The organism is Streptomyces sp. NPDC036815, from assembly GCF_055609205.1.
Map to the genome: position 1 here is coordinate 139,558 of NZ_JBVJPW010000010.1, position 19,719 is coordinate 159,276.

Below are 19,719 nucleotides of genomic sequence, written 5' to 3' on the forward strand. Positions count from 1 at the left end.
CAAGATTCCTGCTGCCGCTCAGAAGGTGTGACGGCGACGCCTGCGGGCGGCGGCGGCCAGCACCGCGCCCAGGGCGATCGAGGCACCGCCGGCCCCGAGCAGCCGGCCGGAGTCGGCGGTGCTGCCGGTCGCGGCCAACGTGGCGCCCGAGTCGGTCCGGCCGGGGGAACCGTCGTCTGCGTCGGGCTGTTCGGTGGCCGGGCCGTCAGCGCGGCTCTCCGTGGCGGTGGCAGCGGGGGCGCCGGTGACCGAAAGCTCCGTCACCTCGCCCTGCGGAGCAGGCCTGCTGCCCGTGGCCGACGGCTCGCTGCCGGGTTCGCCCGTGACCGGCGGCTCGCTCTCCTCGGCCACGATGTCGAAGTCGTAGGACGTCACCGAGAGGCCGCAGGTGTGGTCCTCGTCGAGGTATTCGCCGAGCGCCCAGGCGGAGCCGACGCCCACCGGCATGCTGGCGTCGACCTTCATCCGCAGCTTGATGTCGGTGTGCTCCCCGGGCGCCAGCCCGGCGAGCGTGGTGAGGTAGCCGAGGTCGGGGTCGACCGTCTTCCAGACACCTGCGTCCTCGTCGTACCACTGCAGGGTCAGCAGGTGCCACCTGTCGCGATCGCGACCAGGCTGTGCGAAGGCTGCCAGCATGCTGTGGACGTCGACCGACTTGAACGCCTTGGCAGAGGAATTGGTGGCGCGGAAGGTGAAGTTCTTCCAGCCGGAGCCGGGCACGACCTTGCTGGGCAGGCCGTGCAGCGTAGTGCTCAGTGCCGCCTCACCCAACTCCCCTGCACTGGCCGGGACTTCTTCGGATTCCCGGGCCGCTCCGGTGACAGGCCGGGCCGAGGTGACGGACTCGGCGGTCCCGGTCGGCTCGGTGGTGCCCTTCGGGGCGGTGGCGGGGGCGGACGGCCGGGTTCCGCTGCCGCTGCCCGTCTCCTCTTCTGCGGCCGTGTCCGCGGTGCCGGGGGTGCCGGGCTGCGGGGCGGGGGTGCCGGGCTGCGCCGACCCTGTGGCGCCCGGCGTCGGCTCGGCAGGAGCTCCGGCCGGGGGCGGCGCCGCCGGGCTGGTTCCTGCCTCGGGTGTCTCGGGTGCCGCAGACGTCTGGGGCGATGCCGTGGCACCGGGGCCGACAGGCTCCGGAGCGGGCTCCGGTATGGAGAGGGCCGGTGGGACGGCCTCTGCCGCGGCCGCGGGTGCAGCGGCCAAGAACGTCGGGGTGGCCATCGAGACGGCAGCCAGGACTGCCATGCGTATGTGCTTCAAGGGAGAGCCAAATCTGTTGCTCTGACGTGGAGTCACCCATCCTTCGCACTTGCCCGTATTTCCACTACCTTGTTTGCACTTATGGGCTCATAAGCTGCGTTTGGGGGCAGACGGCTTTGATGTGCTGGTGTCGAGGAGTGCCAGGCCGCGTTGGACGACCGCGAGGTCAGTGCCGAGAGTGGCGGCGTGTTCGATGAAGTGCTCGCGGTAGCCGCCGTCGACCCAGGCTTCGCGCAGGCTGGGGTGGTCGGCGGCCGCCTGCTTGAACATCGTGCGGCAGGCAGGCCCACTGGCAACCGGTGCGGTCCGCGTACGGGATCGCGTTCTTGATCTCGCGCAGGTCACGCCGGGGCGGGCGGCCGATGTGCAGGGCCCGGCCGCGTCGCTCGCAGCATCGGCCGGACCGTCCGGACAGCACCCGCTCGATCAACTTCCAGCGGTCATCGGACACATACCGCCGGGCGGGGGCGCGTGCCCAGGCGCGTGACATACCGAGCCGGAGCGCGGAACAGACGACAGGTGTCCTGGGATGGGACCGGTAGAGGAGAGCGACCTCTGAGGGGCGCGGGGAACTGCGCGAGCAACCACCACCGGACCGCAGATCATCACGACCCGAGCCGAGCCAGGCCAGCTCACCGCCCGCACCCGCCTACCCCCAAGGCGCCCCCGCCAAGCAAGGCGCCCCCGCCAGGCAAGGCGCCCCCGTCAAGCAAAAATCACGCCAGGGCCAGCCACGCGACCCCTGCCACCACCAAGATCGCCAACACCACTCCGACGATCAGCCCCACCCGCGGCCCGGAAGAAGCCGCTGCCTGCTGCTGACGGCCCTGTGGAGCCTCGTCCACGAACGCGCGGAACATCTGCGTGTTGCCGGCGGGATCGGGGTTGCCCTGGTTGCCCTGCGGGTTGTGTGCCATGGAGCAGGACCCTAGCGAATCCTGCGCTCCGGGCCCAACCCCCTCTGGCCAGGGACTTTACGAGGGGGTCCCCAGAGCTTTGCCGACTCTTTAGCCCGATGGTTCCGTTTTAGTTTGCCTGCGGCAACCAACTGCTTCTATCGTTGCCCTAAGCAACAAAAAGGAGGTGCCGTGGCCGCGCAGCGTCAGTACGAGGAGCTGGCCCGTCAGCTCAGCGCCATCGGTGCCGTGAAGCGCGGCCTCGGCCGGGGCCTGCCGCACGACTGCCCCGCCGGATCCGCCGCCGTACTCATCCTGCTCGACCGCCACGGCGCGATGCGGATGAGCAGGCTCGCGGAGCTGCTCGCCGTCGACATGTCGGTGACCAGCCGGCACGTCGCCCATGTCGCGGAGAGGGAGTGGATCGTCCGCGATCCCGACCCCGCGGACAAGCGCTCCCGGATCCTGCGGCTCACGCCCGAGGGCAAGGCCAAGGTCGACGAGCTCTCCGAGCTCTCCATCCGGACGCTCACCCACTACTTGCATGACTGGAGCGACGAAGAGGTCGTCCAGCTCAGCACGCTGCTCGCGCGCCTGCGCGACAGCTTCGGGGACTGCCGCGCGGCTTCGGCCCGGCTCCCCTCCCCCCACGACGTGCAGACCACGTCAGAGACCACCCGTACACCCGCGTAAGAAAAGGAAGCCCATGGCAACAACCACACCAGCCGGTGTGCGGGGCAGCCATGCCAAGCACGGAGCGCCTCACGGTCACCCCGCCGAGAACGCTCCGATGACGCACCGGCAGATCATGGAAGCGCTGTCCGGGCTGCTGCTCGGCATGTTCGTGGCGATCCTGTCGTCGACGATCGTCTCCAACGCCCTGCCCGAAATCATCGGCGACCTCGGCGGCGGCCAGTCCGCCTACACCTGGGTCGTCACCGCTTCGCTGCTCGCCATGACGGCGACGACGCCCCTGTGGGGCAAGCTGTCCGACCTCTTCAGCAAGAAGGCGCTCGTACAGATAGCCCTGATCATCTACGTCGGCGGATCCGTCGTCGCCGGTCTCTCGCAGAGCGCCGGGATGCTGATCGCCTGCCGCGTTGTGCAGGGCATCGGCGTGGGCGGTCTCTCCGCCCTCGCGCAGATCGTCATGGCCGCGATGATCTCCCCGCGCGAGCGCGGGCGTTACTCCGGCTACCTCGGCGCCACCTTCGCCGTCGCCACCGTCGGCGGCCCGCTGCTCGGCGGTGTCATCACCGACACCTCGTGGCTCGGCTGGCGCTGGTGCTTCTACGTCGGCGTGCCCTTCGCGATCATCGCGCTGATCGTCCTGCAGAAGACCCTGAAGCTGCCCGTCGTCAAGCGCGACGTGAAGGTCGACTGGGGCGGCGCGTTCTTCATCAGCGCCGCGGTCTGCCTGCTGCTCGTCTGGGTCACCTTCGCCGGTGACAAGTACGACTGGATGTCGTGGCAGACGGCCGCCATGGTCGGCGGCTCGATCGTCCTCGCCCTGCTCTTCGTGCTCGTCGAGACGAAGGCCAAGGAGCCGATCATCCCGCTGCGGCTCTTCCGCAACCGCACCATCACCCTCGCCTCGCTCGCCTCGCTCTTCGTGGGTGTCGCGATGTTCGCGGGCACGGTCTTCTTCAGCCAGTACTTCCAGCTGGCCCGGGGCGAGTCCCCGACGATGTCCGGTGTCATGACGATCCCGATGATCGGCGGCCTGTTCATCTCGTCGACCGTCTCCGGCCAGGTCATCACCAAGACGGGCAAGTGGAAGGCGTGGCTGGTCAGCGGTGGCGCGCTGGTGACGGCGGGCCTCGGCCTGCTCGGCACCATCCGGTACGACACCGAGTACTGGCACATCGCGATCTTCATGGCCCTGATGGGTCTCGGCATCGGCATGATGATGCAGAACCTGGTCCTCTGCACGCAGAACCAGGTCGCCCCCGAGGACCTCGGCTCCGCCAGCTCCACGGTCACCTTCTTCCGCTCCCTCGGCGGTGCGATGGGTGTCTCGGCGCTCGGCGCGATCATGGCCACGCGGATCACCGACTACGTCAAGGACGGCATCACCGACCTCGGTCCGAAGGCGGCCGCGCAGTTCGGCCACGGCGGCACCGGTGGCGGCGGCATCCCGGACCTGGACAAGATCCCGGAGCCGTTCCGCACGGTGATGGAGAGCGCGTACGGGCACGGCATCGCCGATGTCTTCCTGATCGCCGCGCCGCTGGCGCTGATCGCCTTCCTGATCACGATCTTCATCAAGGAGGTTCCGCTGCGTACCTCGGGCGCGCTCGCCCAGGCCGCGTCGGAGTCCACGGACGCGACGGCTCCGGCCGCCGCCCCGGCCACCACGGCCCCCTCGGACACCGCCGAGCAGCCCGTCCTCGCCACCGTCGCCTCGCACACCGAGGCCGGTCCCGAGGGCACGCAGCGGCTCGCCGCCGTGGCCTCCGCCGCGGAGGCCGGAGCGGGCGCCCTTCCCCCGGTCACCGGTGGCATCCCGGTCCGCGGCCACGTCCGCGGCGCCGAGGGCGTGCCCGTTCCGCAGGCCGCCGTCACGCTGATCTCCCTCGGGGGACGGCAGCTGGGCCGTGCGGTCGCGCAGGGCGACGGTGCCTACACCGTCGACGCGCCCGGCGCGGGCTCGTACGTGCTCATCGCCTCCGCCGACGGGTTCCAGCCGCAGGCCTCGACGGTCGTCGTGGGCGAGGACGCCCTCGCGTACGACATCCTGCTCAGCGGCACCAGCGGGCTCAGCGGCCTCGTGCGGGACGCGGACAGCAAGCTGCCCGTCAGCGGCGCCATGGTCATCGTGACCGATGTGCGCGGCGACGTCCTCGCCACCGGACTCTCCGGTGAACAGGGCGAGTTCACCTTCGCCGAGCTGGTCCCCGGCACCGTCACCATCGCGGTGAACGCCGCCGGTCACCGGCCGATGGCCCTGCCCGTCGAGGTGGGCGGCGCCGGGGTCACCCGGGTCGAGGTCGAGCTCAACTCCGGCGCGCAGGTGCTCGGCACCGTGCGGGCGGGGCGCGCGCCGCTGAACGACGCGCGGGTCACGCTCGTCGACGCGGCCGGCAACGTCGTCGCCACCGCGACCACCGGGGCGGACGGGGCGTACGCCTTCACCGACCTGGACAGCGGGGAGTACACGGTCATCGCGACCGGGTACCCGCCGGTGGCCACGGGGCTGACGGTGGCCGGCAGCGGCGTCGACGGCCACGACATCGAGCTCGCCCACCCGGGCGAGTGACCGACCCCGGCCCGGGGCCGCGCTCCGAGCGGAAGCGCGGCCCCGGGCCGGTTGCGGAAAGGGCCCCCGGGCCGGCGGTGGCGTTCATGGCAGGGGACGGCCAGTCACCGCCGCCGGGGGTCGTCCGCCGTGTACTTGAGCTTGAACTTTGGGGCTTCCGGCTCGCCGAAGCCCGGCAAGGAGAAAACGGGATGGCACTCAACGCTCGGATCCGCACGCGTGACGGCTGGGCCGTGCCCCACGCCGTCGTCACGGTGACCGACATGACCGGAACGCAGGTACTGCGGGCCGCCGCGGACGAGGAAGGCGTCGTACGGGACGGGACCGGCCTGGCCGCCGGGCCCTACACCGTCATCGTCACCGCGGTCGGGTACGCGCCCGTCGCCTCCACCGCGCTCGTCACCGCCAGCGGACGGGCCGAGGTCGGCAACGTCGTCCTCGCCCGGCAGGGCGGCACGGAGCTGCCGCCGCCCGGACCGTGGACCGTCGACCCGGCGCACTCGACCGTGGGCGCGGTCGCCCAGCACCTCGGGATCACCAGCGTGCACGGCCGGTTCACGGAGTTCGGCGGACGGATCGAGATCGCCGAGGACGTGGAGAAGTCCCGCGTCGAGGCCGTCATCCGGTCCGCCTCGATCGACACGGGCAACGGAATGCGGGACGGCCACCTGAAGTCGGCGGACTTCCTGGACGTCGAGCAGTACCCGGAGATCACGTACCGGTCGAACGGCCTGACGCCGTCGGGCACGGACCGGTGGACGGTCCACGGCGAGCTGGGCATGCACGGGGTCGTGCGGCCGGTGGACCTGGACCTGAGCTACCTGGGCACCGGGGCGGACCCGTGGGGCGGGACGCGCGCGGCCTTCCGCGCCACCGCGGAGCTGCGCCGCGAGGACTTCGCCATGAACTACAACCAGGTGGTCCAGGCGGGCATCTCGGCGATCGGCACGACGCTCAAGGTCGCCCTGGACATCCAGGCCGTCCAAGGGGAGAGCCTGCCGCAGGCGGGCTAGTCGGGTGCCGGGGGCGGGGCTCGGCCGCGGCCTCCGCCCCGGTCCCGGCCTCCGTCTCGGCCTCGGTCAAGAAGGCGGGAGGAGGGACTCGATGCCCGCGATCATCAGATCGAGGGCGACGGTGAAGTCCCTTTCCCACATCTCCTCGACCGTGTCGCCGCCCCGCGCCTCCATGAGTTCGTCCGCGCTCTCCAGCAGCGCGTGCCCCTCCAGCTCGTCACGGACGGCACCGAGCGCCTCGCGGTAGTAGTCCTCCTGCGACATCCCCGCCTCCGCGCACCGCGCGATGTAGTGGCCCTCGATCGTCCCGAAGCCGTAGACGAACTGGAAGACCGCCGAGATCGCGCCGTTGCGCGTGTACGCGGGGAGTCCGGTGTTGCGCACCGCGTTCTGGATGGCCAGGGCGAACGCCAGCCAGTTCGGCCCGAGATTGAGGTACCTGCCGACCATGGGCGAGACCCACGGGTGGCGGATCAGCATCCCGCGGTACTCCTCCGCGAGCGCGCGGAGCTCCTCGCGCCAGGCCTCCGGCGCCGCCTCCGTCCGCGGCAGGCGCATCTCGCCGCAGACCGCGTCGAGGGCGAGCTCCAGGAGGTCGTCCTTGGTGTCCACGTACCAGTAGACCGACATCGCCGTGACGTTCAGCTCCCCGGCGAGCCTGCGCATGGAGAACTTGTCGAGGCCCTCCGCGTCCAGGAGGCGGACCGTGGCCTCGGTGATGCGGTCCCGGTCGAGGCCGCTCGGCTGGTCGCCCTTGCGGCCGCCGCCGCGCGGGGCCTTGGCCTGCAGCCAGACGCTCGTCCGCGCCGTGTTCTTCGTGCGGCCGGCTGCCTTCGCCATGGCGCACCTTCCTCGTCGGTCCTGGGGCCAGGAGCGGTTGTCCGCGGGTGGGGCGGCGTGGCGGGCGGACGGTCCGTGACGGAACCGGTTGGTCCGCCCTCCCCGATGCTATGCCGCTGTCTTACCCACGGAGTCTGCCCTCTCCGCCCTGCGCAGCAACGCGGCCGCCAGGACGCCTCCGGCGAACACCGCGGCCGCGCCCACCAGCTGGCTCGTCTCCAGGCCCGAGGAGAACGCGTCGGCGATCCGTTCCCGCTCGCCCGCCGACTTCGCCGCCGCCATGGCCGCGGGGAACGACGCGGCGGAGACCGCGACGAGCGAGGCGAAACGGGAGTTGAGGACCGCGCCGAGCACGGCGACGCCCAGGCCGTTGCCGAACTCCGCGAGCGTGCCGTTGATGCCCGCGCCGACGCCCGCCTTCTCCGGCGGTATGGCGCTCATGATGGCGTTGGCCATCGCGGGCATGGCGAGCGCGATGCCCGCGCCCATCACGATCAGGCCGAACAGCAGCCCCTCGTAGTTGTCGCCGCCGAGCAGGGCGATGGCCGCGAGGCCCGCGGCGAGCAGGCTCATGCCGGAGACGATCGTGACGGGCGTGCCCATCCTGGCGTGCAGCCGCGCGCCGACGCCCGCGAGGTTCAGGGCGACGATGGTCACCGCGAGCGGCGCCGTGCGCAGCCCCGCCTCCAACGGCTCGTACCCGAGCACGAACTGGAGGTGCTGGGTGAGGAGGAAGAGGGAGCCGCTGAGGCCGAAGGCGACCAGGATGGCGCCCGCGACGGCGCCCACGAAGCGCTGGTTGCGGAAGAAGTGCATGTCCAGCATCGGATACGGGACGCGCAGCTCCCAGAGCGCGAACGCGGCGAGGACCAGGGCTCCGACGGCGGCGGACACGAGGACCCGTCCCGACGTCCAGCCGTGTCCGGGGCCGGAGATGATCGCGTAGACCACCGCGGCCATGCCGATGGTCGAGAGCAGCGCGCCGAGCAGGTCGGGGCGGTCGCCCTGGGGGTTCTTGGACTCGGGCACCAGCTTCAGGACCGCGGCGAGGCCGAGCGCCGCCACGGGGATGTTGATCAGGAAGATCGAGCCCCACCAGAAGTGGTCGAGCATGAAGCCGCCGATCAGCGGCCCCGCCGCGAATCCGAGGGAGTTGATGGTGGCCCAGAGGCCGATCGCCTTCACGCGCTCCGCGTCGTCGAAGATCTGCACGACGACCGCGAGCGTGGTGGTCATGAGCAGCGCACCGCCGATGCCCATGCCCGCGCGGGCGGCGATGAGCTGCCCGGAGCTCTGCGCGAGGCCCGCCGCGAGCGAGCCGATGCCGAACAGGGCGAGGCCCGCGGCGAGCATCCTCTTGCGGCCGTAGCGGTCGGCGGCGCTGCCCGCGGTGAGCAGCAGGCCCGACTGGACGAGCGAGTACGCGTTGATCATCCACTGGATGTCGGACGTGGAAGCGTCCAACTCCCGGGTGAGGGAGGGGATCGCGACGCTCAGGACGGTGTTGTCGAGCAGCACGGTGAGCTGCGCCAGGCAGATGACGCCGAGGATCAGCCAGCGCTGCGGGTGCCTCTGCGAGGCGGTGGAGTTCTCGGCGGCCGTTGCCGTCATACAGCCCTCCCTCTCCGGTTTCTTCGGTTGTACGGTGTACGGGGCGCGTGCGGCGTACACCGTAGAACATCTCTCGTACGGCGTACAAGAGATTTACCGGAGAGGGCCCGGGGGTCTCCTCACTCCTCGGTCCGTCGTCACGAACCCCCGGTCCGAGCGGAGCGCACGGAGCTCACACGGATACGGGCACGGCGGCCTTGATCAGGTACCCCGCACCGCGCCGCGTGTGGATCATCGGCTCGCGGCCCGCGTCGATCTTTCTGCGCAGGTACGAGATGTAGAGCTCGACGACGTTGGCCTGGCCCCCGAAGTCGTAGTTCCACACCCGGTCGAGTATCTGCGCCTTGCTGAGCACGCGCCGCGGATTGCGCATGAGGTAGCGAAGGAGCTCGAACTCGGTCGCGGTGAGGTGGATGGAGTCCCCGCCGCGCGTCACCTCGTGACTGTCCTCGTCGAGGGTCAGGTCCCCCACCACCAGGGTGGCCTCGCTGCGCTTGTCGGCGGCGCCCGCGCGCCGGATGAGCCCGCGCAGCCGCGCCACCACCTCCTCCAGGCTGAACGGCTTGGTGACGTAGTCGTCACCGCCGGCCGTGAGCCCGGCGATCCGGCCCTCCACCGCGTCCTTCGCGGTCAGGAAGAGCACCGGCACGTCCGGCATCTCGCGGCGCAGCCTGCCGAGCAGGGCGAGGCCGTCCATGTCGGGCAGCATCATGTCGAGCACCACGGCGTCGGGCCGGAACGCGCGGGCGGCCCGCACCGCCTCCGCGCCGTCGCCCGCGCTGCGGATCTCCCAGCCCTCGTAGCGCAGGGCCATGGACAACAGGTCGGTGAGCGACACCTCGTCGTCCACGACGAGCACGCGGACGGGGCTCCCGTCCGGCCTGAGCAGTTCGGTACGTGCCTGGGGCGAGGTCGTGGTCATACGCGACACCCTGCGCCGCGCCTCTGAGAGCACTCTTGCGTGAACCTGTGAATTCCCTGAGAAACCCCGCCCTGCCCCCACCCTGCCCCCGTCCCCCGCGATCCGGCTCCTCAGCCGATGCCGAAGAGCCGGGCACCGTTCCCGTACACGACCCCCCGCAGCCACGCGTCGCCGAGCTCCAGCCGTTCGAGGGACCGCAGTTGGTGCAGGTAGGAGTAGGGGATGTTGGGGAAGTCGCTGCCGAGGAGCACCTTCTCGCCCAGGTCCGCCAGCCTCCCCGCCTCCTCCTTCGGGAACGGCATCAGCGCCTCGCTGAAGTCGGTGAACGCCATCGTCGTGTCGAGGCGCACCTCCGCGTACCGCTCCGCGAGGCCGAAGAACCCGGCGTACTCGGGCATGCCCATGTGCGCCACGACGAGCGGCAGCCGCGGATGGCGCGCGAGGAGCCGGGCGATCGGCTCGGGCCCGGTGTGCTTGCCGGGCTCGGGCCCGGACCCGCAGTGCGTCACCACCGGCACACCGGCCTCGGCGAGCAGGCCCCACACCGGTTCGAGCAGCGGGTCGTTGGGGTCGTAACCCCCCACCTGCACATGCGACTTGAAGACCCGGGCGCCCGCCTCGACGGCCTCCCGCACATACCGGTCCACGCCCGGCTCGGGGAAGAACGTCGCGGTGTGCAGGCACCCGGGCGTGCGGCGCGCGAAGTCGCGGGCCCACCCGTTGAGCCACTCCGCCATCCCCGCCTTGTGCGGATAGACCATCGAGGTGAAGGCCCGCACCCCGAACCCGCCGAGCAGCGCGACCCGCCGCTCCTCCTCGTGCCGGTAGGTGATGGGCCACTCCACCTCGCCCGTCGTGGCGTAGGAGTCGAAGTACGCCCAGACCTTCTTGAGCACCCGCTCCGGCATGAAGTGCGTGTGTACGTCGATGAGTCCGGGCACCCCGACCCGCTCCCGGAACCGCCGCACCTCGGCGGCCTCGGCATCGGCTGCGGCCCCGGCTTCGGCTGCGGCTCCGGCCCCGGCCCCGGCATCACCCGTCCCGCCGCTACTCCCGCTCAAAGCCGTAGCTCCTCTCGACCTTGGCGACGTGCAGGACGTACGTCTCGTACCAGTCCTCGCGCCCGCGCCGCTGCGCCGCACGGTGCTCCAGATCGCTCCGCCAGGCCTTGATGGCCTCCTCGTCGCGGAAGTACGAGACGGTGACGCCGAGGCCTCCCGGCGTCCGGGCCGAGTCGGTGCCGAGAAACCCCGGCACCTCCGCGACCAGCTCGTCCATCCGGTCGGCGGTCTCTCCGTAGCCGTGGTCCCCCTCGGTGCGCACGGAGGAGAACACGACGGCGTAGTAAGGCGGTTCGAAGGGCCCGGCAGGTCTTGTCACGTGATCACTCATGCCGCCACACTCGGCCCGCCACCGCGTCCGCGTCCACCCCTGACCGCCGTCTCTTGCCCAACGGTCGCGCAGACTTGACCATTCGGTCAGCGAACGGCCCCCTCGGCGGGGCGGGGCGCCGCGAGCCCGTCAGAAGAGCCCGTCCTGCTCGACACCCCCACCCCTCCCACCGCTCCCGCCCCTCCCCGCCGTCACGGCCCGGACCGGCACCGTCACGCCCGCCCCCGCCTCGGCCGCCACCAGCTCCCACCCCACGAGCAACCGCGTGTCGACCACCAGCACGCCCCCGTCCGCGAGCGCCAGATGCAGATCGGGCCCGGCCGCCGCGACGAGCCGCCCCGCGACCACCCCGCCGTCGACCAGCTCCCGCACCACCGCGTCCGACGCCCCGCCGCCCGAGCCGAGCCCGAACGCCCCGGAGTGGTCCACGGCCTCGAACGCCACCCGCTCCAACGCCTCGGCCCACCCGTCGAGACCCACGGCCCGCCCGTACAGCTCCGCCAGCTCCCGCACCCGCTCCGCCCACCCGGGCAGCGTCCCGCGCACCTCCCGCTTGCGCGCGTACGGCACCCGGTCCGGCACCCCGAGCGCCGCGCGCAGCAGCTCCTCCGTGCGCCGCGCCGCCATCAGCGGCCCCCGCCCCAGCCAGCAGAAAGCCACCGCACCCTGCTCCAGGAGCCGCGCCCCGCCCCGCTGCTCCGCCGTGATCCCGACCTTGACCAGCCCGGGCCCGAACCACGCCAGGTACACCCGGTACGGACGCGGATCGTCGGGCACGCCGTCCGCCGCCACCGAGAACGCCCGGTCGAGCCGCGCACACTCCGGACAGCGCGCCTGCGTGGCCCGCCCCGGCACGACGGCCCGCAGGGGACACGGATTCCCCCGGGCCCCCACGCACCGCCGCTCACCGACGGCCCGGAACCCTATGTCCGCCCCGTACGCGAGGGCACTGTCCCGGCCCCCGGCCCACCGCAGCACGGGCTTCCCACCCGGCCACCCGAGCCCCGCGCAACGCCACTCCACTCCGCGACTCCGATCTTCCCGCCGAGTTCCCTCGTCCCCGGACAACGCAAAAGGCCCCCGGATCATCTCCGGGGGCCTCTCGGCTGTGTGCACTCGGCAGGATTCGAACCTGCAACCTTCTGATCCGTAGTCAGATGCTCTATCCGTTAAGCTACGAGTGCTTGTCTTTTCTTTTGTTCTCGTCTCCGCTTCCTGGCCCTTCGGCCCGTTCGCGGCGACAGGAAGAACATTACATGACTGCCGCCGCCATGTGAAATCCGTTCGGTGGACCCCTTGTGAGCTGCGAAAACGCACTGGAGCCCCGGTCCAGTGGACCGGGGCTCCAGGTCGAGCTGCGGAGGCGGAGGGATTTGAACCCTCGATGGGATTTAAGTCCCAAACCGCATTAGCAGTGCGGCGCCATAGACCGGACTAGGCGACGCCTCCAGCTTGCACACCTGCGCGAGCGCGGGTGGTTGCGTGCAGATGATGACACAGCCGGGCGGCTCGTCACCAATCGCGGCCCCTACGGTACTAGCCCCGCGGTCCGCGGGGCAAAGCGATACGCGCCACCGCAACGTCGGGGGGGCGTACGGCGTTAGAGCGGTAGAGCCACCCGTCCCAGGGCGGCCCCGTCGCCTTCTCCGTGGAGCCCGAAATGCTGCGTCGCCTCGCCCTCACCGCCGCCGCCTCCGCCGCCGCGCTGTCCGCCGTCCCCGCCGCCGCCCACGCCGGCCCGCCCCTCACGCCCCCCACCGACCGGCTCACCGTGACGGTCTCCGACTCCGGGGGGCCGAGCGACGGGACGTACGTACTGAAGTGCCACCCGACGGGCGGCACCCACCCGGACGCGGCCGACGCCTGCGCGCGGCTCGACGACGTCACGGTCTACGGCAGGGACCCGTTCGCGCCCGTGCCGCGCGACGCGATGTGCACGATGCAGTACGGCGGGCCCGCCACCGCGCACATCAAGGGGACCTGGCAGGGGCGGCCCGTCGACGCCACGTACGACCGGAGCAACGGCTGCGAGATCGGGCGGTGGAACGGACTCGTGCCGGTGCTGCCCGCGACCTCGCCGTGACCAGGCGGTACGGAAAACTCACACGTTCTGCGTGCGACCTCCCTCTCATCCGGCGTCGCGCGCACAACCTCTCCCCGTAGACTCCCTCCCGTGACACGCCACGGGCCGACGGGCAAGATGGCCTGAGCGAGTCGGCAAGAAGCGGTAATCAGGGAGGAAGCGTCGTCGTGAGCAGCAGGCCATCCCGAGGCGCTGCTCGCCTCGCAGCCATACTCGACGCGCTCCCGGACGCGCTCGTGCTCGTCAACGCCAACGGCACGGTCGTGAACGCCAACGCCATCGCCCTCGAGGCGTTCGAGGCACCCGGCACCGCGCTCGTCGGGCGCGGTCTGCTCGATCTGCTGCCGGGGTTCGACTCCCGGCTCATCCCCGGATCCATGCGGCGCCCGGACACCATCGACGAGCGCGGGCGCACCAAGCCCACCCGGATGACCGCCCGGCGCACGGACGGCATCGAGTTCCCCGTCGAGGTCACCAGCTCCCCGCTGGAGGACAGCAGGGCCGCGTACGACGCCCATGGGTACACCGGCGACGAACTCCTGATGCTCGTCGTGCGGGACCTCTCGGGCACGGTGGACACCGAGGCCGAACTCGCCCGCTCGCAGCGGCAGACCGAGATGATCCTGCGCGCCGCGGCCGAGGGCGTCGTCGGCACGGACACCGACGGACGGGTCGTCCTGGTCAACCCGGCGGCCGCCCAGATACTCGGTTTCCGCGCCAGCGACCTCGGCGGGCAGGAACTGCACCCGCTGGTCCTGCACTCGCGCGCCGACGGCGAGCCCTTCCCGTACGACGAGTCCCCGCTCGCCGACACCCTGCGCTCGGGGCGCAAGCACCGGGTGCGCGGGCAGGTCCTGTGGTCCAAGAGCGGCGCCAAGGTGCCCGTCGACCTGACGACCTCGCCGGTGCGCGACGGGGACCAGTTGGTCGGCGCCGTGATGACCTTCACCGACCGCAGGCCGTACGACGAGCTGGCCGAGAAGTACGAGGCCGCGCTCGCGCGGCACGCGGAGGAGCTCAAGGCCGCCGCCGACGAGCGCGCCGCGGAGATCAAGGCCGCCGAGGAGCAGCGGGCCGAGGAGCTCGCCGCCGAGCAGGAGCGGTACGCGGCGCTCGCCGAGCGCGAGAAGGACCGCTTCGAAGAGCTGGCCGAGCGCGAGAAGGGGCGGTACGAGGCCCTGGCCGCGCGCCACGAGCAGCTGCTCGCCGTCCTCGGCTCGTCCCTGCGCGGCCCCCTCGACGAGCTGCGCCGCGAACTGGCCGCCCTGGCCTCCGACGACGCGGGCCAGCTGTGGCCCGAGGCCAACCAGGTCCTGCACCACCTGTCCGCCGGATACGCCCGGATGACCACGCTCGTCGACAACGTCCTCGGCTTCCAGCGCCTCGACGCGGGCGACGCGCAGCTGTCCCGTACGACGGTCCTGCTCGACGCGGTCGTCGCCGCCGGTGTGGAGGGCGCGGTCGAGCTGATCGGCCCCGGGCGCGCGCAGTTCGCGGTGCACGCGCCGCCGATAGAGCTCACGGTCGACGCGGAACAGCTCGCCACGGCGCTCGCGCATCTCGTCGCGGACGTGGCGGGGATCGACGCGACCGGCAACGCGCGCGCGGGAGTCGGCGCCGACGCCGCGGCCGGCTACGTCGACTCGACCATCGTGGTGGCCGCGGCCCAGCGCGGCGAGGTCGTCCGCATCGAGGTGCGCGGGCCGTACGCCGGGGGAGACCCGGTGCACGAGCCGATCGTGCGGGGCATCGTGCGGGCCCACGGAGGCGTGCTGCAGACGCATGAGGTGCCGGGCATGGGCGGCAGTGCGTACGTGCTCGAAGTGCCGGTGGGGTCGCGGTCGGCGGCCGACGCGGTCTCTACGGAGAGGGCGGTCTCTACGGAGACGGCGGTTCCGTCCGCTCCCGGGGCGGGGGCTGTTCCTGCCTCCGTTCCCGGTAGTTCGGTCGTGGTGCCCGAGCAGGCTTCGGGCACGCAGGGTGGCGGGCGTCGGCGGGCTCGGCGTTCGTCGGTGGAGTCGTTCCTGGAGACCGGTGTTCCGGAGGCCGGGGTTCCGGGGACCGGTGTTCCGGGGGCGTCGGATTCTTCGGCCGCTGGTTCTTCTGCCGGTGATACGGAGGGTGGCGCCGCCGTCTCGCCGACCGGTACGGGGCGGCGCAGGGGACGGCGCGCGCCGGAGGCCTCTCCTGAGACGTTCGGCGGGCCGGTGCCTACTGATGCGGTGGCCGGGCCTCCGGCTGCCGGTCCCGCGGGTGGCCCCGGTGCGGGGACGCGGACTCCGGATACGCCCGGTGGGGCGTCCGGCGGTACGGGACGGCGACGCGGGCGGCCGAGTGCCGCCGAGGGTACGGAAGGCGCCGTGATGACGGCGGCCGAACACGCGGCCGGATCCGCCGCGTTGGGCGAGACGGTGCCGCCGCAGGGTGTGCCCGTCGCGGAGGGATCGACCGGGCGTCGCGCCCGGCGGGCCGGTGAGCAGCACGCGCTGCCCGCGCTGGCTTCGGGGCCGTCCGGCACGTCCGGCGTTGGCCCGGGTGGCGGTACGGGTGTCGGTACAGGTGTCGGTACGGGTATGGAGCTCGCCTCGGTCGAGGCCGGGGGCGGACAGGGCGACGCGCGGCCCACGGGGCGGCGGGCACGACGAGCCCTTGCCGCCGCCAAGGAGCGTGCCGCCGCGGAGGAGGCGAACAGCGGGCGCGTCTTCGCGCTGCCGCCCGCCGCGGCCGACCGCACGCCGGGCCAGGACGTCGCGGGGTACGCCCCCGCGGGGCACGCGGCGGGCCAGGAGTACGCGGCCGCGCAGGAGATCACCGGCCAGCACGCGGCGGCCGCGCGACGCGAGGACGACGACCACACGCCGCCGCAGCCTCATCCGGCGCAGGCCCCGACGGGCCGCCGCTCCCGCCAGACCCAGACGGGTGTCCCGCAGGCGCCCGGGGCCGCTGGGGTGCCTGGGGTTCCTGGGGTTCCTGGTCAGGGGGTTCCTGCCGAGGGTGGGCAGGCGCAGGAGAAGGCGCAGCCCCAGCAGGGCGTTCGGGGCGCCGGTCCCGGGCCGCTGCCCGCGCCGCAGCCGTGGCCCGACGGCACCACGCCGCCCGGCGGCGTGCCCGCCCAGGGCACCCCGCGCTCCGCGGGCACTCCGGCGCACGGCGTCCCGTCCCCGAACCGGGCGGCCCAGCCGCTGCCCGCCGAGGCCCCGGCCGGGGACCCCAACTCGACGCAGGGGCGCTCGATCAGCGTGCGGACCCTCGGGCAGGGCGTGCCGTTCGGCCAGCGGATCGGCGAGCAGCGCGGCGGTCCGCAGGCAACCGGCGCGCAGACAGGGGGCCCGCAGGCAGCCGGTCCGCAGAGTGGCCCACAGGCCGGTGCGGCCGTACCCGGCCAGGGTCACGGCCAGGGTCAGGGCCAGGGCCAGCAGCCGCCGCGCAACGCCAGGATCACCCCGTCGCCTCAGCCCCCGCAGCCCCCGCTGCCGCCCCAGGCACCGCAGCCCGGGCAGCCGCCCGCCGCGGCGGGACCGATGCCGGTACCGGATGCGCCCGCCGACCCGCAGGCGCCGCAGGCAGGTCCTGGCCAGCCGCAGGCGGGCGCCGCGCAGTCGCACACGCTCGGTGGCTCCGGGCGTCGGCGCCGGCTCGGCACGCCCCCCGACCCGGCGGCCGACGAGCGTCCGGAGACCTCCGCGCGCCCGCACCCGCAGCCCCAGCCGCACGCCCCGGCGCACCCCCAGTCCCGTATCGCGTCCACCACCGAGGGCGCCGGACGTTCGTACGCGATCGGCGCGCCGGACCAGGACGCCGACGAGGGTCCCGAACCGCTGGACGGTCCCGGCGGCGCCGTCGAGGTCGCGAACCGGCCCCAGCCCCAGCCGATGGACGACGAGCTGCCACCCGAGCCGCTCGACAACCCGCGCCGTCTCCTGGTGTGGCCCGCGCCCGACGTCACCACGCAGCAGGCGCTGAGCGACCGCGGCTACCGCCCGGTGATCGTGCACTCGCGCGAGGAGGTCGACGCGCAGATCGCGGCGTTCCCCGCGGCACTCTTCGTCGACCCGCTGACCGGGCCGATCACGCGTACGGCGCTGCAGTCGCTGCGCCAGGCGGCCGTGGCCGCCGAGGTGCCCGTGCTCGTGACGGCGGGCCTCGGCCAGGCGACGCGCGAGGCGGCGTACGGCGCCGACCCCGCCGTACTCCTGAAGGCCCTCGCGCCGCGCGACAGCGAGCAGCACCCGCCGCGGGTCCTCCTCATCGAGGAGCACGAGGAGATCGCGCTCGCCCTGACCGCCACGCTGGAGCGGCGCGGCATGCAGGTGGCGCGGGCCGAGAGCGACGCGGACGCGGTGACGCTCGCGGCGCAGATGCGGCCGAACCTCGTGGTGATGGACCTGCTCCAGGTGCGCCGCCGCAGGGCCGGAATCGTCGACTGGCTGCGGGCGAACGGCCAGTTGAACCGCACACCGCTGGTCGTCTACACCGCCGCCGTCGACGAGACGGAACTGCCGAAGCTCGCGGCGGGCGAGACCGTGCTGTTCCTGGCGGAGCGCTCCACCAGCACCGAGGTGCAGGGCCGGATCGTGGACCTGCTGGCGAAGATCGGCACGAACTAGCGGCGCGGGGTAGCCGTTCGGCTCAGCAGCGCGGGGGAGCGGCACGGAGACGGCACCCTGTGGGCCCTGCGCGCGGTCGCCGCCCTCCGGCTCGCGCTCGGTCAGAGCTTCGTGACGTCCAGCTCGCCGTCCGCGTACTGCCTGCGCAGCACCTTCTTGTCGAACTTGCCGACGCTGGTCTTCGGGACCGCGGGAATGATCGCCCAGCGCTCGGGGAGCTGCCACTTGGCGACGGTGCCTGCGAGGAAGTCGCGGAGGGTGGTGTAGTCGGCGGTCGCGTTCTCCTTCAACACCACCGTGGCGAGCGGGCGTTCGCCCCACTTCTCGTCGGGGACGGCCACGACGGCGGCCTCGGCGACGTCCGGGTGTGACATCAGGGCGTTCTCCAGGTCGACCGACGAGATCCACTCGCCGCCCGACTTGATGACGTCCTTGGCCCGGTCGGTGAGGGTCAGGAAGCCGTCCGCGGTGATCACGCCGACGTCGCCCGTCTTCAGCCAGCCGTCCTCGCTGAACTTGTCCTCGGGCCTGAGGACCTCACCGCCCGCGCCGCCGAAGTACGCGCCCGCGATCCAGGGGCCGCGCACCTCCAGCTCACCGGCCGCCTCGCCGTCCCACGGCAGGTGTTCGCCGCCGGGGCCGACCAGCCTGGCCTCGACCGAGGCGGGGAAGCGGCCCTGGGTGAGCCGGTAGCCGAACTCCTCGTCGGTGCCGATGGCGTGGGCCGGGGGGCGGGCGATGGTGCCGAGCGGGGAGGTCTCCGTCATGCCCCAGGCGTGGCAGACCCGCATGCCGAGCCGGTCGAAGGCCTCCATCAGGGACGGCGGGCAGGCCGAGCCGCCGATGGTGACCTGGCCGAGCGAACTGACGTCGCGCGGCTTCGCGGTGAGCTCGGCGAGCAGGCCCTGCCAGATGGTGGGGACGGCGGCCGCGTGGGTGGGCCGCTCCGCCTCGATCATCTCGGCGAGCGGGGCGGGCTGCAGGAAGCGGTCCGGCATCAGCATGTTCACGCCGGTCATGAAGGTGGCGTGCGGCAGGCCCCAGGCGTTGACGTGGAACTGCGGGACGACGACCAGTGAGGTGTCCGCGTCCGTCAGCCCCATCGACTGCGCCATGTTGACCTGCATGGAGTGCAGGTAGATGGAGCGGTGGGAGTAGACGACGCCCTTGGGTTCGCCGGTGGTGCCGGAGGTGTAGCACATGGCGGCCGCGGCACGCTCGTCCAGCTCGGGCCAGTCGTAGGCGGTGGGCCTGCCCGCGATCAGCTCCTCGTACTCGTGCACCTGGGCGTGGGCGCCCGCGAGGAGGGAGCGGTCGCCGGGGCCCGAGACCACCAGGTGTTCGACGGTCGTCAGCTGCGGAAGGAGCGGCGCGAGGAGACCGAGGAGGGAACCGTTGACGATGATGACGCGGTCGGCGGCGTGGTTCACGATCCACGTCAGCTGGTCCGCGGGCAGCCGCAGATTGAGGGTGTGCAGGATGGCGCCCATACAGGGCACCGCGAAGTAGGCCTCGACGTGCTCGCCGTTGTTCCACATGAAGGTGGCCACGCGCTCGTCGTCCGTGACGCCGAGCTCCTCGCGCAGGGCGTGGGCGAGCTGTGCCGTGCGCTCGCCGACCTCGCGGTAGCTGCGCCGCTGCGGTGCGCCCTCGCCGGTCCAGGTCGTGACCCGCGATGTCCCGTGCACGGTCATGCCGTGCCGGAGGATGCGGGTGACGGTCAGCGGTACGTCCTGCATCGTGCTCAGCACGGCGTCCTCCTGGGGCGACATCGCCTACGCGGCAGTAAAGGATGCGCTGATTCTGCGCGCATACCGCTTGGTATGTCACTACTCCAGGGGA

At 72.5% G+C, this 19,719-nt stretch carries 15 protein-coding genes, 2 tRNA genes and 1 pseudogene; 5 read left to right on the plus strand and 13 right to left on the minus strand.

From position 1 onward, the window contains the following. Positions 1-18 precede the first annotated feature (18 nt). From ACZ69I_RS21640 to ACZ69I_RS21655, 4 genes and pseudogenes are all read right to left on the minus strand, one after another. Complete coding sequence (locus ACZ69I_RS21640) at positions 19-1,239, minus strand: hypothetical protein (RefSeq protein ID WP_470833995.1); 1,221 nt, start codon at positions 1,237-1,239, stop codon at positions 19-21. Between the two features lie 102 nt (positions 1,240-1,341). After that, positions 1,342-1,524, minus strand: coding sequence for a hypothetical protein (locus ACZ69I_RS21645; protein WP_470834170.1), 183 nt, complete (start codon positions 1,522-1,524; stop codon positions 1,342-1,344). A gap of 55 nt (positions 1,525-1,579) precedes the next feature. Beyond that, a pseudogene (locus ACZ69I_RS21650) lies at positions 1,580-1,744 on the minus strand (hypothetical protein); the annotation flags it as partial. 226 nt (positions 1,745-1,970) lie between these two features. Next, entirely contained in the window at positions 1,971-2,171 is a 201-nt protein-coding gene (locus ACZ69I_RS21655) for a hypothetical protein (protein ID WP_467678968.1), read from the minus strand. A 171-nt stretch (positions 2,172-2,342) separates the two neighbouring features. Here ACZ69I_RS21655 and ACZ69I_RS21660 point away from each other — a divergent pair, with 171 nt between their 5' ends. The 3 genes from ACZ69I_RS21660 (at position 2,343) to ACZ69I_RS21670 (ending at position 6,422) form a co-directional block, all read left to right on the plus strand. Next, a complete protein-coding gene (locus tag ACZ69I_RS21660; protein WP_467678970.1) occupies positions 2,343-2,843 on the plus strand; it encodes a MarR family winged helix-turn-helix transcriptional regulator in 501 nt (166 codons plus the stop codon). 97 nt (positions 2,844-2,940) lie between these two features. After that, positions 2,941-5,409 (plus strand): MFS transporter, encoded by a 2,469-nt coding sequence (locus tag ACZ69I_RS21665; protein ID WP_470833998.1) that lies wholly within the window; start codon positions 2,941-2,943, stop codon positions 5,407-5,409. Between the two features lie 191 nt (positions 5,410-5,600). After that, positions 5,601-6,422: a YceI family protein gene (locus ACZ69I_RS21670; protein WP_467678974.1), complete on the plus strand. Its 822-nt coding sequence runs from the start codon at positions 5,601-5,603 to the stop codon at positions 6,420-6,422. A 66-nt stretch (positions 6,423-6,488) separates the two neighbouring features. On the opposite strand, the gene ACZ69I_RS21675 is transcribed toward ACZ69I_RS21670, so the two are convergent. The 8 genes from ACZ69I_RS21675 to ACZ69I_RS21710 form a co-directional block, all read right to left on the minus strand. After that, entirely contained in the window at positions 6,489-7,262 is a 774-nt protein-coding gene (locus tag ACZ69I_RS21675) for a TetR/AcrR family transcriptional regulator (protein WP_470834000.1), read from the minus strand. Positions 7,263-7,370: 108 nt separating this feature from the next. Continuing rightward, on the minus strand, positions 7,371-8,873 hold the full coding sequence (locus tag ACZ69I_RS21680) for an MFS transporter (protein WP_470834001.1): 1,503 nt from the start codon (positions 8,871-8,873) through the stop codon (positions 7,371-7,373). Between the two features lie 172 nt (positions 8,874-9,045). Then, positions 9,046-9,795: a response regulator transcription factor gene (locus tag ACZ69I_RS21685; protein ID WP_470834002.1), complete on the minus strand. Its 750-nt coding sequence runs from the start codon at positions 9,793-9,795 to the stop codon at positions 9,046-9,048. A gap of 110 nt (positions 9,796-9,905) precedes the next feature. Next, positions 9,906-10,763 (minus strand): amidohydrolase family protein, encoded by an 858-nt coding sequence (locus ACZ69I_RS21690; protein WP_467679255.1) that lies wholly within the window; start codon positions 10,761-10,763, stop codon positions 9,906-9,908. 79 nt (positions 10,764-10,842) lie between these two features. Continuing rightward, positions 10,843-11,187, minus strand: a complete 345-nt coding sequence (locus ACZ69I_RS21695) for an antibiotic biosynthesis monooxygenase family protein (protein WP_470834004.1) — start codon at positions 11,185-11,187, stop codon at positions 10,843-10,845. A 129-nt stretch (positions 11,188-11,316) separates the two neighbouring features. Further along, a complete protein-coding gene (locus ACZ69I_RS21700) occupies positions 11,317-12,165 on the minus strand; it encodes a DUF2797 domain-containing protein (RefSeq protein WP_470834006.1) in 849 nt (282 codons plus the stop codon). Positions 12,166-12,298: 133 nt separating this feature from the next. Next, positions 12,299-12,371 (minus strand) — tRNA-Arg (locus tag ACZ69I_RS21705). Positions 12,372-12,545: 174 nt separating this feature from the next. Further along, a tRNA-Ser gene (locus ACZ69I_RS21710) sits at positions 12,546-12,636 on the minus strand. A gap of 211 nt (positions 12,637-12,847) precedes the next feature. On the opposite strand from ACZ69I_RS21710, the gene ACZ69I_RS21715 reads away from it, so the two are divergent. Both ACZ69I_RS21715 and ACZ69I_RS21720 read left to right on the plus strand, forming a co-directional pair. Next, entirely contained in the window at positions 12,848-13,270 is a 423-nt protein-coding gene (locus ACZ69I_RS21715) for an SSI family serine proteinase inhibitor (RefSeq protein WP_470834007.1), read from the plus strand. A 167-nt stretch (positions 13,271-13,437) separates the two neighbouring features. Then, positions 13,438-17,877, plus strand: coding sequence for a PAS domain-containing protein (locus ACZ69I_RS21720; RefSeq protein WP_470834008.1), 4,440 nt, complete (start codon positions 13,438-13,440; stop codon positions 17,875-17,877). A 101-nt stretch (positions 17,878-17,978) separates the two neighbouring features. Here the strand turns inward: ACZ69I_RS21720 and ACZ69I_RS21725 are convergent, their stop codons facing one another. Continuing rightward, complete coding sequence (locus tag ACZ69I_RS21725; RefSeq protein ID WP_470834010.1) at positions 17,979-19,628, minus strand: long-chain fatty acid--CoA ligase; 1,650 nt, start codon at positions 19,626-19,628, stop codon at positions 17,979-17,981. Positions 19,629-19,719: the final 91 nt, after the last annotated feature.